Origin of the sequence: Halomonas sp. MES3-P3E (assembly GCF_002836035.1) — a bacterium.
In the GTDB taxonomy this organism is placed as follows: domain Bacteria; phylum Pseudomonadota; class Gammaproteobacteria; order Pseudomonadales; family Halomonadaceae; genus Vreelandella; species Vreelandella arctica.
Map to the genome: position 1 here is coordinate 1 of NZ_PJBT01000038.1, position 15401 is coordinate 15401.

At 54.5% G+C, this 15401-nt stretch carries 14 protein-coding genes and 2 pseudogenes; 13 read left to right on the plus strand and 3 right to left on the minus strand.

What is annotated here, in order from left to right; genetic code table 11:
• The 4 genes and pseudogenes from ltrA to CXF87_RS10155 form a co-directional block, all read left to right on the plus strand.
• A partial coding sequence (ltrA, locus tag CXF87_RS10130) for a group II intron reverse transcriptase/maturase (RefSeq protein ID WP_101146557.1) occupies positions 1–1075 on the plus strand: 1075 nt, incomplete at its 5' end.
• Positions 1076–1410: 335 nt separating this feature from the next.
• Positions 1411–2439 (plus strand): DNA-binding protein, encoded by a 1029-nt coding sequence (locus CXF87_RS10140; RefSeq protein WP_052703847.1) that lies wholly within the window; start codon positions 1411–1413, stop codon positions 2437–2439.
• A 380-nt stretch (positions 2440–2819) separates the two neighbouring features.
• Positions 2820–3365: pseudogene (locus CXF87_RS10150) on the plus strand (IS3 family transposase); the annotation flags it as partial.
• Positions 3352–3753: a DUF411 domain-containing protein gene (locus CXF87_RS10155; protein ID WP_232774879.1), complete on the plus strand. Its 402-nt coding sequence runs from the start codon at positions 3352–3354 to the stop codon at positions 3751–3753. The pseudogene CXF87_RS10150 and the gene CXF87_RS10155, both read left to right, overlap by 14 nt.
• Before the next feature lie 375 nt (positions 3754–4128).
• Here the strand turns inward: CXF87_RS10155 and CXF87_RS10160 are convergent, their stop codons facing one another.
• Positions 4129–5049, minus strand: coding sequence for a bile acid:sodium symporter family protein (locus CXF87_RS10160; protein ID WP_101146559.1), 921 nt, complete (start codon positions 5047–5049; stop codon positions 4129–4131).
• Between the two features lie 204 nt (positions 5050–5253).
• Here CXF87_RS10160 and CXF87_RS10165 point away from each other — a divergent pair, with 204 nt between their 5' ends.
• The 3 genes from CXF87_RS10165 to CXF87_RS10175 all read left to right on the plus strand — a co-directional run bounded on the left by CXF87_RS10165 (position 5254) and on the right by CXF87_RS10175 (position 7948).
• A complete protein-coding gene (locus CXF87_RS10165; RefSeq protein WP_035556048.1) occupies positions 5254–6168 on the plus strand; it encodes a cation diffusion facilitator family transporter in 915 nt (304 codons plus the stop codon).
• A gap of 113 nt (positions 6169–6281) precedes the next feature.
• Entirely contained in the window at positions 6282–6959 is a 678-nt protein-coding gene (locus CXF87_RS10170; protein WP_022521292.1) for a DsbA family protein, read from the plus strand.
• Positions 6959–7948, plus strand: a complete 990-nt coding sequence (locus CXF87_RS10175; RefSeq protein ID WP_101146560.1) for a M23 family metallopeptidase — start codon at positions 6959–6961, stop codon at positions 7946–7948. Before CXF87_RS10170 ends, CXF87_RS10175 begins: the two co-directional genes overlap by 1 nt.
• Before the next feature lie 93 nt (positions 7949–8041).
• On the opposite strand, the gene cadR is transcribed toward CXF87_RS10175, so the two are convergent.
• Positions 8042–8449 carry a Cd(II)/Pb(II)-responsive transcriptional regulator gene (cadR, locus tag CXF87_RS10180; RefSeq protein ID WP_101146561.1) on the minus strand — a complete coding sequence of 136 codons (408 nt, stop codon included), beginning with the start codon at positions 8447–8449 and terminating at the stop codon, positions 8042–8044.
• Between the two features lie 98 nt (positions 8450–8547).
• Here cadR and CXF87_RS10185 point away from each other — a divergent pair, with 98 nt between their 5' ends.
• From CXF87_RS10185 to CXF87_RS22330, 3 genes and pseudogenes are all read left to right on the plus strand, one after another.
• A complete protein-coding gene (locus tag CXF87_RS10185; protein WP_101146565.1) occupies positions 8548–9444 on the plus strand; it encodes a cation transporter in 897 nt (298 codons plus the stop codon).
• 141 nt (positions 9445–9585) lie between these two features.
• Positions 9586–10347, plus strand: a complete 762-nt coding sequence (locus CXF87_RS10190; protein ID WP_232774881.1) for a ZIP family metal transporter — start codon at positions 9586–9588, stop codon at positions 10345–10347.
• Positions 10348–10479: 132 nt separating this feature from the next.
• Positions 10480–10626 (plus strand): annotated as a pseudogene (locus CXF87_RS22330) (ZIP family metal transporter); the annotation flags it as partial.
• 156 nt (positions 10627–10782) lie between these two features.
• Here the strand turns inward: CXF87_RS22330 and CXF87_RS10200 are convergent.
• Positions 10783–11241, minus strand: coding sequence for a MerR family transcriptional regulator (locus CXF87_RS10200; RefSeq protein WP_101146562.1), 459 nt, complete (start codon positions 11239–11241; stop codon positions 10783–10785).
• A gap of 86 nt (positions 11242–11327) precedes the next feature.
• Between CXF87_RS10200 and CXF87_RS10205 the strand changes: the two genes are divergently transcribed.
• The 3 genes from CXF87_RS10205 to lnt all read left to right on the plus strand — a co-directional run.
• Positions 11328–13514: a heavy metal translocating P-type ATPase gene (locus tag CXF87_RS10205; protein WP_101146563.1), complete on the plus strand. Its 2187-nt coding sequence runs from the start codon at positions 11328–11330 to the stop codon at positions 13512–13514.
• The gene (gene lspA, locus CXF87_RS10210) at positions 13511–14014 is read left to right on the plus strand and encodes a signal peptidase II (protein ID WP_022521288.1); all 504 of its coding nucleotides are present in this window, start codon (positions 13511–13513) and stop codon (positions 14012–14014) included. The genes CXF87_RS10205 and lspA overlap by 4 nt, the downstream gene beginning before the upstream one ends.
• 4 nt (positions 14015–14018) lie before the next feature.
• Positions 14019–15401: apolipoprotein N-acyltransferase (gene lnt / locus CXF87_RS10215; RefSeq protein WP_101146564.1), on the plus strand; the 1383-nt coding region annotated here is incomplete at its 3' end.

The window sequence follows — 15401 nt, forward strand, 5'->3', positions numbered from 1 at the left end:
AAGTCGATATTATCCTCAGCCTGTCCGCCGAGTGGCTATTCCGAAGCCAGATGGAAGCGAACGAGAACTGGGGATACCCACCGTGACTGACCGTCTTATCCAACAGGCACTGCTGCAAGTTCTACAACCGCTGATCGATCCCACTTTTAGCGAGCACAGCTACGGCTTCCGTCCGGGCCGCCGTGCCCATGATGCCGTACTAGCTGCTCAGAGCTTCGCCCAACAGGGTTACCACACCGTTGTCGATGTTGACTTGTCTCGATTCTTTGACCGAGTCAATCATGACATCCTGATAGACCGCCTGAGGAAACGCATCCAGGATAATCGTGTTATCCATCTGGTTCGTGCGTATTTGAATGCGGGAATAATGGAGGGAGGGGTGGTCATTTATCGGCATGAGGGGACACCGCAGGGTGGCCCATTATCGCCGCTACTGGCCAATATCCTGCTGGATGAGGTGGATCGCACACTGGAACGTCGCGGACACCACTTTGCTCGCTATGCCGACGACTGCAACGTTTACGTGCGTAGTCAGAAAGCAGGGGAGCGAGTCATGGCTTTGCTACGTCGCTGTTACAGTAAGCTGCGCTTGACGATCAATGAGTCCAAAAGTGCGGTCACCAGCGTGTTTGGTCGCAAGTTCCTGGGCTACGCCCTATGGGAAGCTAAGGGTGGAGATGTCCGACGTGGTATATCAGCAAAAGCGTTGGGGGCATTTAAACAGCGGATTAGGCAACTGACACGCCGAAATGGCGGACGCAGTATCTCACAGGTCGTCGCCTATCTACGACGCTACCTTTTAGGCTGGCAAGGCTACTTTAAGCTGTCGCAAACACCTCGTATCTGGCGGTCGCTGGACGGGTGGATACGACGACGGTTAAGAGCTTTGCACCTTAAGCAATGGCGTCGGGGTAAGACGATTTATCGTGAGCTGATGCGTCTTGGCGCTACGCCGAGGGTAGCACAATCGGTGGCGGCGTTGAGTCGTCGCTGGTGGCACAACAGTCTGTCGGGAGTCCATCATGTATTAACGGTGGCCTACTTTGATCGGCTGGGCGTGCCCCGTCTCTCATAACCTCAACTTCTCGAACCGCCCGGTGCGGACCCGCATGCCGGGTGGTGTGGCAGGGGACCGGTCAGCCATGCTGACCGCCCCTATGCCGATTGTGTTTAGTCACTGCGGTGGGGATGTTGCACCGATCCCGCAACAGCTATGGCTTTCAACATTGGCACGATCTTTCCCAATAGATTTCCTGCACTGGTTGCATTCTTAGGTGGGAATGTTGCACAGCAGATCATCTAGTAGGCTGCGCTAGCATTATTTTTAGGGTTAGCGAAGCTGTTGACTATATTGTATGTATCTTATGTATAATACATACATACAATACATACACTAGGAGATAGCCCGGCATGACTATTAAGCCGGAAATACGGCAACGCATCATTGATGCTGCCGAGAAGCTGGTATCCGAAGGCATCGACAGGCCCACCAATGAACAGGTGCGCGAATGCCTGGGTGGTGGCTCCCTGTCGCATATTTCCCCGGTCATGCGTGAGTGGCGCGATAGCCTAAAAGACAATGCCATCGCTGTGCGAGAAATGCCGAATGAGATCCGCACTGTCTTGGAGCGGGTTGGAGCTGAACTATGGCGCTCCGCTAGCCAGCACGCTGATGAAGAAGTCGAGAAGATACGCGCAGAGTCCGAACAGCGCGAGAAAGCTGCCAACGAAGAGCGAGATGAGGCGCTACGCGAGATTGAGCGACTAGAGGCCAGCATCGCAACCTTGCGTGAACACGGCCATCAGGATGGGCAGCGCATTGAGCAGCAGACGGAGGAGATCCATACGCTTGTGACGGAGAATGCCACCGCAAGGCAGCGGGCAGCGGATGCTATGGGACGAGTTACCGATTTACAAGACCAGCTCTCCCGCCAGAATCAGCAATTGGAAACCATGCGTGTTGAAGCGCAACGGCAACAAACGTTGGTCGACCACTTGCGAGACGAGAAAGCCGATAGCAGCGCCCGGTTGGCCACAATTGAAAGCGAGCTTAAAGCCGCTACACGGGAACTGGAAACCTCTAGTAAACGTGAATTGCAGCTCCAGAAAACGCTCGAGGCCGTCAACGAAGACCTCTCTTCTCTTCAGCAGGAACATGCCAGCCTACGTGCGGAGAATGCCTCTGTTATGAGGCGCAGCGGTGAGCTGCAGGACGAGAACGCAACGCTTCGTACCGATCTCGACAAGATCAAGACATCTTCCAGCGACGCCCGTAGCGAGCTGAAGACAGCGACTAAGCGGATTGAGGAGTTGGCAAATATTCAGGAAGAGCACTCAGAAACCCGGACACAGCTGGCAATCGCTTTATCCCGCGAAGAGGATCTGCGCAAGCAGTTAGCTGACCATCAGAAACGGCTAAAATCAAACAAAAAAGACTAGGGACCAAAGGCAGAGTGATGAGGTACAGGTCAGCCAGGTTACTGACCGGGCTCATGCTGATAATGGCACCAACCGTGGCCACTGCTGATATTATCATAGGCACCTGGTACGTGCGCCAGCTTGGCTGATTACCGATTGCCAAAGTGATACACCCTGGTAGAAGCGCAGAATGGATTCTTCTCCAGCACGAGCAAGTTCAAACCCAAATTACACCGGCTTTCCAATCCTTATATCTAGGGAGGGAAAGATTACTGAGGAAGCCCTGGACATTTGTATAGCGCATCTGATCAAGCGTGGCAGGGTTCAATCCAGGAAGTCGTGGATAACATGCCGGAAAGCGTTGTATCAGTTCTTTGGCTGGTGTGAGGTGACGGGCACCTGATTTAGTGAAACGTGACTTTACGGCCATGCGTCCAAATCAGCTTTGGGTGGCCGATTTTACCTATGTCGCTACCTGGTCTGGCTTCGTTTACGTTGCGTTCGTTATCGATGTTTATGCACGCTGTATCGTGGGTTGGCGTGTAGCGACGTCGATGAGAACGGCACTGGTGCTGGACGCTCTGGAGCAAGCCCTGTGGGCACGAAAGCACAGGCAAGGGTTAATCCACCATAGTGATAGAGGAAGCCAATATCTCTCGATCCGCTACACAGAGCGTATGGCTGATGAGGGTATCGATGCCTCAGTCGGCACCACCGGTGACTCCTACGACAATGCGCTGGCCGAGACCATCATCGGCTTATTCAAAACGGAGGTGATTCACCATCGTGGACCATGGAAAGGGCGAGATGCCGTTGAGTATGCCACGCTGGGATGGGTTGACTGGTTTAACAATCGCCGACTGCTGGAACCCATAGGAAACGTTCCACCAGCAGAACGAGAAAGGACGTATTATCGTCATTTGGAGGAGTCGGGTGAAGCTGCCTGACTCAAACAAACCGGTCTCCGGAATAACCGGGGCGGTTCAGTATAAGAACCCCCAGTGCGGCTGTTGTGACGAATATGCGCGCCATCTTGAGGAACTTGGCGTAGACGTCACCGTTATTGATGACGTCGAGCTGGGTGATATCAAACAACAGGCGGGCGTACCCTATGGTCTGGGATCGTGCCATACCATCGAAATCGGCGAGTATTGGATCGAGGGCCATGTTCCGATGGAAGCCGTACAGGCGCTGTTTGAGCAACAGCCTGATGTAGACGGCATTGGCCTAGCAGGTATGCCCATCGGTACACCGGGGATGCCAGGGCCTCAGGAAGAGCCCTATGACGTGTATTCCTTTACGGATCAAGAAGACAAGGCGTTTATGACGCTGTAGTAGGTTTTGGATGACATAATTAGACCTCTTGTACTACATGAGATGTTTGTTAAGCACCAGGTGTGTTTCGAGATGATTTGAAAATTGGTTGCGTCAGATGCTCTCTAACGTGCGACATGTTCAAGAAATCATCCAGAAATTGGCGGGGCCTTTCCCAGGGTTCGCTGATACTTTTAAGCACCCTAAATCCAAAAATGAACAGATACCCTGCGAAGCCTCGGTGAGGAATGCTTTTAACAAGGTCGCTATTGGGCACGGTGACTCAGCGAAGGTGCTATGTGCCACATTAGGCTATTGCCGTATTGCTGGTAAGAGCATCCTGCGCGCAAACCAGATGCCAGGTGCACTTCTGGTGAAGCGTCATACTGCCAACCTTCAGTGGCGGGCGAGAATCTTCGCTGCGATGGGCGAAGTGATCATTTGAACCACTGCAAAAAAAGCGGCTGGAATGGCGATTTCTGATGGCAAACCGGAAGCAGCGACAAACGCTGCGGCAATGCTGAATTCCTTTTTACTGACCGTGAAAAGATAGGTAATCACCTCTTTGCGATCGGAGGTGAGTAACCGTGAGGACATACCTACCAGGTATCCAATCAAATTGAGGCACAGGGCCGCCCCCGCAATCACAAACGCATACCAACCATAGCCAATGATCGTGGAGGCATTCGGCCCGACCACGGCGAGTAGGATCAGCAGATACAGAATCGACCCTATCCCTGCATACGCTGAATCATGCCGTGCAAAGAAAGCCGAGAACCTTGTACGCAAGCTGACCCCAATCACGGTAGGAAGAAGCACGATTAGTGTTAATTCAAGAATAATTGATCCAAGCGGCACGTCTAACTGAAGGCCGGTGAGCCATAAAAACAGGAAGGGAACAATAAACGGACATAACGCGGTGTTGACTGCGTTGAAAACAGCGGCAAGCGCCACATTGCCTTTCGCCATCAGTACCAAAAGAGGAGAAGACACATCTGTCGGCAGCGTGCCGAGCAAGGTTTGGCCAGCAGCCAGCGGGCCGCTTCCAAAAAATAGACGGCCCGTTAGCCACCCGGCAATCGACATAGGCCCATAGACCAGCCCCAATGCCAACAACTGCCGTGACGGCTTTCGGAACACGATGCGCACTGCATGCGCATCGAATGTGAGGCTGATAATCAACATCAGTAATGCCAGTAATGGCCCAATCGCGAACTTAAGCATTATTCCGGTGGCCGGAAAGAGTAAGCCTCCCCCCGCGACGACGATTACAAACCAGACAAGGTGCGCCTCGACAAAATAAATGAATCTACCCATGGTGGATTGGACGTTACCGGTTGAAGTGGATTGAGCCCCGCACCTAAAACATGATCACCTTCGGCCCAGCACACAAAGGCTCCTTGGTAGCTAGGGACGTGCTTCCCAATCCAGCGATGCAAATAGATAATGCTCAAGGGTTGAAGCTTTAGTTGCTAGAGGTTTTATAGTACCAAGAACAGATAATTCGAGAGAGGGTAACAGATGGGACATCATCATGATCATCCCCACATTGATCCTGCCTCTGGCGACCGGCGCGTCAGCATCTCCATTTGGGCCAATGGGCTCTTAACCATCGCTCAAATCGTCGGTGGCATTATGGCGGGGAGCCTATCGCTGATCGCTGATGCGTTACATAACTTTTCTGACTTGGCAGCATTAGTCATTGCCTTTGCTGCTCGTAAAATCGCCAGACGGCCTGCCGATGTGCATATGACCTTTGGCTATGGCCGCATCGAGATAGTGGCAGCACTCATCAATTACACCACCCTCATTATTGTCGGTGTCTACCTGATTTACGAAGGCGCTATGCGGATGGTCGATCCCCCTGAGATAGAGGGATGGACGATCGTGATTATTGGTGGCGTCGCGCTCGTCGTCGATGCCCTTACCGCCATGCTCACGTGGTCAATGCAAAAAGAGAGTGTCAATATCCGCGCCCTTTTTCTGCATAACTTATCGGATGCGTTTGCCTCCATCGCCGTGATTATCGGTGGTTCGCTTATTTTACTGTACGACATGCGCTGGGTAGACCCCGCGATCACGATAGGGATTGCGCTATATATTCTTTACCTAGCCTTCTCTGAAATTGGCGGCCCTATCCGTACGCTAATGCTGGGATCTCCCCCGGACATTGACGGGCAGGCAGTCGTTGAGACCGTACGAGATATCGAGGGAGTCCAGGATATTCACCATGTGCATCTATGGCAGATGCAGGAAAACATGGCAGCCCTTGACTGCCACGTGGTTCTGACAGAAACCGGCTGGCAGCAGCTTGAATCCGTCAAAGCAGAGATCAAGGAGCAGCTTAAAATGCGCTTCAGTATTGCTCATTCCAGCCTAGAGTTTGAGCATAGTGACCACGCGCATCAAAATGCCAATCTATATGGGCATGAGTGACAGACCGAGGCCGGCTCCCAGCTCAGGTAGATAGCGAGCAGCTTACTCCCATAGCGATTGGCTTATTTTTCAACCCTACTTTTCCACCCCATCGTTGAGACAGAGAGAGAAACATGTTCAAAAAAGCGTCTTTTATATTGGCCGGTACGTTAATGCTGACCGCTGCGATCGTCGCCGTATCGAAGCCTGCCCTCTTAGACATGCAAGCTCAGGCAGCAAAAGAGAGCGGTGTCCAGGCCGAGGACTCCTTGGTGCGTTCACACTCCCCCATCTTGGGACGAGAAGACGCGCCGGTGACGATTGTGGAATTCTTCGATCCGGCTTGCGAAGCCTGCCGTGCTTTCTATCCCCTGACAAAAAGTATTCTGGAAACCTACCCAGAAAAAGTGCGGCTCATCGTGCGCTACACTCCTTTCCACGGCGACGTATCGGACAAGGCCATTCGGGTATTAGAAGTTGCTCGTCGTCAGGGCGTCTTTGAACCGGTACTGGAGAGGCTGCTGGCTCGCCAGGATCAATGGGCTTCACATGGCAGTTTTGATGAATCCGCTATCCTCGATATCGCGAGCCAAGGAGGCCTTGATTTAGCGGCTGCCGAAGAGCAACTGACTTCTGCTGAGGTGCAGGCGGTGATTGACCAAGACATGGCGGATGTCAGAGCCAATCAGATTCGCCAAACACCTACCTTTTTTGTCAATGGCGAGCCTTTAGACCCCTTTGGTATGCAAGAGCTGATTGATGCCGTCGAGAGTGAAGTAGCGGAGATCTCTGGGGAAGAGGATGGCCAGTGATGCAGCGCTGGTGGTTACTAGGCTTGGTGGGCTTTTACCCCTTGCTAGCCGAAGCCAATTGGCAAACGCATCTGTCATTGCCTCCGTCTGAACTTAGCCCTGTCAAGTTACAGGCGGCTAGCGAGCAAGAAGGCACATTACCGCTCGATAGCGTTGATACCCTAACCTTTGGGCGTGATGTCGTCATTGATACCACCCTCTACGAGGCCTTGGCAGCAGAAGGTGTCCCAACGCGTTTCGCCACTAAACTGGAAACACTGCTCAGCGAGTTTATCGCAGCGCCGCTGGAGTTTTCTGGCAGTGAACGTATTCAATTAGTGTGGGAGGAAGATCGACGCCAGGACGGCGCCCGTGTTGGGCCACCACGCCTCAGTTATGCCGCTCTGCCTGATCAGGCAGAGCCCTTGGAGGTCATATGGCCGGTCACCCAAAAGGGGGACGTAGCTCTTTTCAAAAGCGACACCCTGCTAGGCACGTTGCGGTTGCCCGTGCTTAGTGCCCGCTTAACGTCTCGCTTTGGGAATCGGCGACATCCTGTGTATGGAGGGATGCGTCCTCATAATGGAATTGACTTGGCTGCGCCGACAGGAACGCCGGTCATTGCCACCGCACCTGGGCGCGTATTCTTTATGGGTCGCCAAGGGGGATATGGGCAGGTGATCGAGGTGGAGCACGACACAGGGGCCATTAGTCGCTACACACACCTTAGCCGATTCTCCCCACAGCTAGTGGTTGGGGATTTAGTCAATGCGGGAGAGTCGCTCGGAGAGGTAGGTTCCTCCGGGGTCGCCACGGGCCCCAACCTGCATTACGAAGTGAGAGTCAATAACCAGCCTGTTGATCCCCTTGGTCAAGGTCAACGCATCATGTTGGGCGAACAGTCGACTCAAAGTGAATATCAAGCGTCACTTTACGAGGCAAGAGATCGCTTAGAACAAGCTATCGGTACGGCTTCTATTTACGATCTGATTTCACTTAACGAGCAATAAAATTTGGATAAGTGGATTAAATGGTGGGTGTCACCGTTGCATGAGAGTGAGGCAAACCGACCTCTCATCGGAATATCTGGTTGATGCTTGAGCCTACTGTGAGTACATATTTCCTTCGCTAATTCCGGCAAGAACGCCACACGCTTCAATTTCTCGATCATCATTGCAACATGCTCGCAGTGAAACGAGATGTTTCTCAAGCGTTTGCAGAGCGGTTATCTGCGATTGCACATGAGAGATGTGCTCATCAAGCATTGCGTTGACGGCAGTACACGGCTGGTGAGGGTCGTCCTGATAGCGTTGTAGCTCGCGAATCTCTGTCAGTGACAGATCAAGGATTCGACAGTGACGGATAAAGGCAAGCCGCTCACCATGCTTCTCGTTATAAATGCGGTAACCATTCTGCTGGCGGTCTGGCAGCGGCAACAGGCCCTGTTTTTCATAGAAGCGGATCGTCTGCGTGTCGATACCCGCTATCTGGGCTAACTGACCAATGCGCATCAGGCTTACTCCTTAACGGATCATCTGTCTTATTGACCTTATAGTGACTATATAGTTTTAAATGATGACAAACTATGTTGGCTAACTGGAGCCGTACCGTGCGTAAAACCGGTGGAGGCCCATGTGGCTGCGACGCAACGTCTGCAACGGATACCGATATGCCGGTCTTCTCCGAAGCGTCAGGGAAGTATGTCAGTGTGTATGCCGTGCCGAAGATGGATTGTCCTTCAGAAGAACGGATGATCCGCTTGGCGCTGAATGGCTTTGATGAGATTCAAACGCTGTCATTTGACTTGTCGAACCGCCGGTTGGAGGTCTTGCATGATGGTGAGGCTGAGCCCATTACCGCAAAACTGGCAACCTTGGGGCTAGGTGCTTCTCTTCAGGAAACTGTCATTGCCGACCCAGAGACAATTAGGGCCGCTGAGAGCTCGGCGGCTTCTGCGACGCAGGAGTCTGGCACCCTGCGCGTGTTGCTCGGCATCAATGCGCTCATGTTCGTGGTGGAAATGACTGCTGGCCTGATCGCCCAGTCTACCGGCTTGATCGCTGATTCCCTGGACATGTTTGCCGATGCAGCTGTCTATGGCCTGGCCCTCTATGCCGTAGGGCACAGTGCGAAGATGCAGATACGTGCCGCGCATCTGGCTGGGGTACTGCAACTGATTTTGGCTATCGGCGTGCTCGTCGAAGTGTTGCGACGTTTTGTATTCGGTAGTGAGCCTGAATCGCTGATGATGATGGCCATCGCCTTCGTCGCGTTGATCGCCAATACCGGTTGTCTGCTATTGATATCCAAGCACCGCGAGGGCGGCGCACATATGAAGGCAAGCTGGATATTCTCGGCCAATGATGTGCTGATCAATATGGGTGTCATCACCGCCGGTGCCTTGGTCGCCTGGACGGGGTCTAGCTACCCTGACCTGATTATCGGTACCATCGTGGGTCTGATCGTCCTCAACGGCGCCCGGCGCATCCTAGCGCTCAAGGCATAAGGCTGCACGGTATGCAGCTATCGATGCCTGGGACACTTAATCGAAGTGGCTGTACAAGTGCGCTAGGCCTGAACGACTACGAGTAGCGTGAGGTCCGGAACTAGTAAGGCAGCGTATCTAGGAATCTACCAAGGAAGGAAGATGATGGATAGTATTTGGCTGGTACTCGGCTTGGCGCTGTTGCCCGCGTTGGGAAACTTCAGTGGCGGGCTTGCTGCGGAGGCCTCCCGAACGACAGGGCGCCGTCTCAATTACGCCCTTCACGGTGCTGCCGGCCTCGTCATTGCGGTGGTGGCGGTGGAAATCATGCCACGTGTGCTGGAGAGCCTTTCAGCCTGGCTAATCGCCCTCGCTTTCGCGCTGGGTGGCATTGTTTACGTAGGCCTTGAGAAGCTCGTTGAGAGTCTCCAGAAGCGGCAAGGTCAGCAGAAAGAAGGCAGTCAGACGAGTGTCTGGATGATCTATATCGCCGTGTCCATCGACCTGTTCAGCGATGGCCTCCTGATCGGGGCGGGGTCGGCGGTCTCACCGTCGGTCGCGATAATCCTGGCGGCGGGGCAGGTGCTCGCGGATGGCCCTGAGGGGTTTGCGATGATCGCCAACATGAAAGACAAAGGAATTCCCCGCAGCAAGCGCTTGCTGATCTCTGCCTCCTTGGCGGTTCCCGTACTCTCGGCAGCCATCTTCGCTTATTTCGTGCTCAGGGACCTACCGGAAGCGTTCAAGCTAGCGGCATTGACGTTCACGGCAGGCCTTCTCACGGTCGCTGCCATCGAGGACATGATATCCGAGGCTCATGAGAGCGGAGAAGATACCCACGTCTCGCCGCTGGCCTTCATAGGCGGCTTTGTCCTGTTCGTTCTGGTATCGGCAGGCTTGGAAGGGGTTGTGTCACAAGGCTAATGTACAGCTCTCCAATAAAGCCCCTGTCGTGCTGACCCACGAAGCAGCCCCTGTTTACGGTGCACCTAATCGTGGACAGAAATATTCACTTTCCCCCCAGGTCAGTCCCGCCGAATGGGTTGATGTGCAAGAATGCCAAGCGTGGGCTATTCACGTTGGCGGTCATGGACGATTGCCACCCTTACGGGGCTTGTTGAGCCATTGGGTGGCTTATTAGGCGCTGGGGTCGTCAGCATGTCACAAGCGTTGCTTCCCTGGGGATTGGCCTTTGCGGCGGGAGCGATGCTGTATGTGATCAGTCATGAGATTATTCCCGGAACTCATCGGAGCGGGCACAAAAAAAGGCCACGCTGGGCCTTTCCATCGGATTGGTACTCATGCTGTTTTTGGATGTTTCTCTGGGCTAACCATTGGGCGTGGGGCGTAGCGTTAGTTCTAACCCAAGTCGTGAGCCCCTCCGTGCGATTTTTCAGTGATACAGAGCTGATGATCACTGATGACCTCAATGATTCGGCAGCTTCCCACTTTGCCACCGGCACACTGCGTGACCATCCGTTGAAGCTCCTCACGCAGTGCGGACAGTCGCTGAAGGCGGGACTCCACTTTCTTTAGGTGATGCGTGGCGATGGCATCGACTTCTTGGCAAGGCATATCAGGCTGATCTGACATGGCCAAAAGCTCTCGCACTGACTCCACCGAAAAGCCAAAGTCTCGGGCATGACGAATGAAGGTCAAACGCCGCACAGCGTCGTCTCCATAGCGGCGCTGCCCTCCGCCGGTTCGTGTTGCATCGCGCAGCAGCCCAATACGCTCGTAATAACGAACCGTTTCAGGTTTGCAATCGGCTCGTCGTGCTAACTCACCAATGCTGATACTTTGCCCCATCATCGACATGGTAAAACTCCTTACGTAGGGCTTGAAGCTATAGTTGCTACAAGGTTTACACTTCAAAACCATAGCCCATTGAGAGAAGAGGCACCATGAAAACATCAACGCAGGCGACAGCGACTACCTTTTTGACGCTGCGTGTTGAAGGCATGGACTGCGGCGGTTGTGAGCGCAAGGTCGTGTCGGCGCTAGAGCGGCTGGACGGCATTGAGGAAGTCACGGCAAGCTCGGTCACGGGATCGGTGAAGATTCATCACCATGATCACGGGGCCCCCTCGCGAAAGACCATTGAGGGCATTCTGAACGAACTAGGCTATCAAGTGACTTCCCCTGATGGCCAAACACGCGCATCTGGTTCTTCATCCCCTTGGTGGCAAACCGCTAAAGGGCGCTTGGTCATTATCACAGGAAATCTGCTGATCGTAGCCTTCGCGCTTCGTTTAGCATGGCCTGCGCTGGGTAATGTGCCGTTCATTCTGGCCACGCTGGTCGGCTTAATGCCCATTGCGCAGAGTGCCTGGGGCGCCCTCAAAATGCGCAACCCCTTTACCATCGAGATGCTGATGTGCATCGCTGCGCTTGGCGCATTGGCCATCAATGCTGCCGCTGAAGCTGCGATGGTCGTGTTCTTGTTCGCCGTAGGTGAGCTACTCGAAGGGGTAGCTGCTTCACGGGCGCGCCGCAGTATCTCAGCCTTGGCAAATTTAGCACCCTCAACGGCGAGGCTGATGGACAATGGCCATCTGCGTGACGTCTCGGCGGAGTCACTTAAACCCGGCCAGCGTGTGCTGGTGCGGCCCGGTGATCGCGTTCCCTGCGATGGACGCATCCTGGTGGGCACCTCCGACATTGACGAGTCGCCGGTAAACGGCGAGTCCATACCCCGTTCGCGAGCGCCTGGTGATGACATTTTTGCTGGCACAGTGAATCTTGATGCCGCCCTGGAGGTGGAGGTAACACGAGGCGCTGATGACAATACGATCGCACGCGTTATTCGCCTGGTTGAAGAAGCACAGGCCGCCAAGGCACCGATAGCACGCTTTATTGATCGTTTTGCGTATTACTATATGCCCGCCGTCGTCTTACTCGCCCTCCTGATGGCGATAGTGCCACCGCTGGTATCGACCATGGCATGGTCGGAGTCGATTTACCGTGCGTTAGCATTGCTGTTAATCGCATGCCCCTGCGCGTTAGTCATTTCCACCCCAGCCGCCATCGCCGCAGGCCTCTCGGCGGGCGCTCGGCGCGGCCTATTGATCAAAGGGGGAGCCGTTCTTGAACAGTTAGGTAAGCTTCGCTTGGTGGCATTAGATAAAACGGGCACCCTCACTGCGGGTACTCCAAGAGTCACAGATGTGGAGTCTTGGATCGCTGAGGAAGACGATAACAGCGTATTGCGGCTCGCCGCCGCGATAGAGCGAGATTCCAGTCACCCTATCGCCACGGCTATCGTTGAGCATGCCCGACAATCGGGCCTAAACCTCCCCACCGCCACCGGCAGCCGCGCTCTGGCGGGGCGCGGTGTCTCAGGCCAGGTGGAGGGTCGCGAGCTGAGCTTAATGACGCCTCGTCACCTTCACGAGAAAGTCATCCTTGAGGAAAGTCTCAGTGCTCGGATTGTCGCGTTAGAAGAAGCCGGTAAGAGCCTCGCTCTCCTCGTCGAAGGCGAGCGTTTACTGGGCTTGATCGCGGTTCGCGATGAGCCACGCGAAGATGCCATTGAAGGCCTAGCGGCGCTATCCCGTTTAGGCGTACAGGCGGTCATGCTCAGCGGTGATAATGCCCGCACCGTCGCTGCCACGGGGGGTCGCTTAGGCATTGAAGCGTACGGCGAACTAATGCCTGAAGACAAGGCAGCGTATGTTCGAGACTGGCAAGCGGCTGGCCGTGGCCCCATCGGTAAAGTAGGCGATGGCATCAACGATGCACCGGCACTCGCGGCAGCCGATGTGGGTATCGCGATGGGGGGCGGCACGGATGTGGCGTTGGAAACCGCCGATGCAGCCTTGCTCAAGAACCGCGTTACCGGCATCGCTGAGCTGATAGACCTCTCTCGTGCCACGCTGCGCAATGTGAAAACCAACGTTGTTCTCGCCCTTGGCTTAAAAGCCATTTTCCTAGTTACAACGGCGCTGGGTATTACCGGCATGTGGATTGCGGTGATGGCCGATACCGGTGCTACCGTCCTGGTGACGTTGAACGCCATGCGACTGCTGGGTTACCGCTTTTCGCCCAGTACCGCAATGACAGGCCTGTCACAAGGAAAAGTAACCTCATGAGAACAGTGCAACACGATAGCCCTTCACGTCGCTGGCCATGGTTCACATTAGCTTGCGTGATGGCTCTAGCCGATCAACTGGTCAAGGAAATTGTGCATGCTCAGATGTCGTTTGGCCAAGTCATTCCGCTAACGCCGTTTTTTAACTGGGTTTATACCGGGAACACAGGAGCCGCTTTCAGCTTTCTCGCAGAAGCAGGGGGTTGGCAGCGCTACCTCTTTCTTGGTTTAGCGTTGGTGGTGGTCGTCGTATTGGTTGTGCAGCTATGCAAACCCCTGTCGCGCTTGGAGGCCTGTGCGTACAGCCTGATTCTTGGCGGCGCGCTCGGTAATACTGTTGATCGCTTAGCGCGAGGGTACGTCGTCGACTATCTGGACATTTACTGGGGCGAATGGCATTGGCCCGCCTTTAACATGGCCGATATCGCGCTATTTGCCGGTGTATTGATGTTCGCGGTGGCGTTATGGCGTGAAAGTCCTGCTTTTAAGCGCTCTGAGTAACGCTATGGATGTGGTCGATAAAGATAAAGAATATACGCTTTTTGCTGGGCGCTCCTCACCAATAGTCGATTGCGTTGTAGCGCTCGCCGCTGGGGTGCTGACCACCTTGAGTGCCGCCCCCTTTTCCCTATGGTGGCTTGGCCCAGTGACCGTGGCACTGGTCTATTGGAAGATACAGTTGCTAACGCCCGCCATGGCCACCCTGCGTGGGTGGTGCTATGGGGTAGGCCTGTTCGGTTCAGGCACGTCGTGGGTCTTCGTTGCTATTCACGATTTCAGTGGCACCGGGGCCTTGGTGGCGATGTTCCTCACCACTCTTTTTGTCAGCGTCCTGGCGCTCTTCTTTGCAGTCCCCTTTGGGCTCTATCGACGCATCACGGGGCCACGGTTCGCCTTTCTTAGCTTTGCCGGTATGTGGGTGGTGAGCGAATGGCTACGCACTTGGATGCTCACCGGCTTTCCCTGGTTATTGCTGGGCACCTCTCAGATTGATTCTCCACTAGCCCCATGGGCGCCCGTTGGTGGTGTGTACTTGCTGTCACTCATGACCGCGCTGACAGGTACGTTAGGGGTAGAGGTACTGCGTCGCCGCTGGAGTTTCCTTGTCCCAATGGCCGCCTTGTGGATCGTTCCATTCCTATTGCCCGCCCAATGGACAACCCCGGCTGGCAAGCCCATCCGGGTGGCATTGCTGCAAGGGAATCTTGACCAGCGCATTAAGTGGACTGCCCAAGGGCAGCGCGAGGCGATCAGTATCTACACGGCGATGACACGGGAGCAAGCAAGGGATATCGATCTCATCGTTTGGCCCGAGGCAGCCCTTCCCATGCTTGAGCAGGAAGCACAGCAAATACTTGAGCAAGTAGCGTCCGACCTGGGGCCTGACACCGCCTTGTTGACCGGCATTTTGCAACGCGACAGTGAAGGGCGCTCTTATAACAGCGTCATAGGGCTAAATGATGTGCAGGGCGAATACCAGAAGGCGCACTTGGTGCCCTTTGGCGAGTATTTGCCATTCCAAAGTCTCCTCGCTGGCACCCTTGCTTTTTTCGACTTGCCAGTACCTCGCCTGACCCCAGGGTCAGGCGAACAGGCTCCGTTACACGTGGCTGGAGCCACCATTGGCAATGCCATTTGTTACGAAATCATTTTTGCCGACCATGTCGCCCAGCAGGCGCGTAATGCCGAGCTGCTATTAACGGTTTCCAACGATACGTGGTTTGGGCGTTCCATTGGCCCACACCAACATCTTCAAATGGCGCGTCTACGTGCCTTAGAAAATGGTCGTCACCTACTTCGAGCTACCAGTAATGGCGTGACGGCCATCATCGATTCACAAGGTCACGTCACAGCCCGTGCCCCACAGTTTGAACAGGCCAGTTTAACG

Coding starts and splice junctions, on each gene's coding strand:
- CXF87_RS10165 (WP_035556048.1), top strand. CDS start 5,254: ATGGGACATCATCATGATCATCCCCACATTGATCCTGCCTCTGGCGAC.
- CXF87_RS10200 (WP_101146562.1), bottom strand. CDS start 11,241: ATGTCGATGATGGGGCAAAGTATCAGCATTGGTGAGTTAGCACGACGA.
- CXF87_RS10175 (WP_101146560.1), top strand. CDS start 6,959: ATGCAGCGCTGGTGGTTACTAGGCTTGGTGGGCTTTTACCCCTTGCTA.
- CXF87_RS10205 (WP_101146563.1), top strand. CDS start 11,328: ATGAAAACATCAACGCAGGCGACAGCGACTACCTTTTTGACGCTGCGT.
- lspA (WP_022521288.1), top strand. CDS start 13,511: ATGAGAACAGTGCAACACGATAGCCCTTCACGTCGCTGGCCATGGTTC.
- cadR (WP_101146561.1), bottom strand. CDS start 8,449: ATGCGCATTGGTCAGTTAGCCCAGATAGCGGGTATCGACACGCAGACG.
- CXF87_RS10140 (WP_052703847.1), top strand. CDS start 1,411: ATGACTATTAAGCCGGAAATACGGCAACGCATCATTGATGCTGCCGAG.
- CXF87_RS10170 (WP_022521292.1), top strand. CDS start 6,282: ATGTTCAAAAAAGCGTCTTTTATATTGGCCGGTACGTTAATGCTGACC.
- CXF87_RS10190 (WP_232774881.1), top strand. CDS start 9,586: ATGATGGATAGTATTTGGCTGGTACTCGGCTTGGCGCTGTTGCCCGCG.
- CXF87_RS10160 (WP_101146559.1), bottom strand. CDS start 5,049: ATGGGTAGATTCATTTATTTTGTCGAGGCGCACCTTGTCTGGTTTGTA.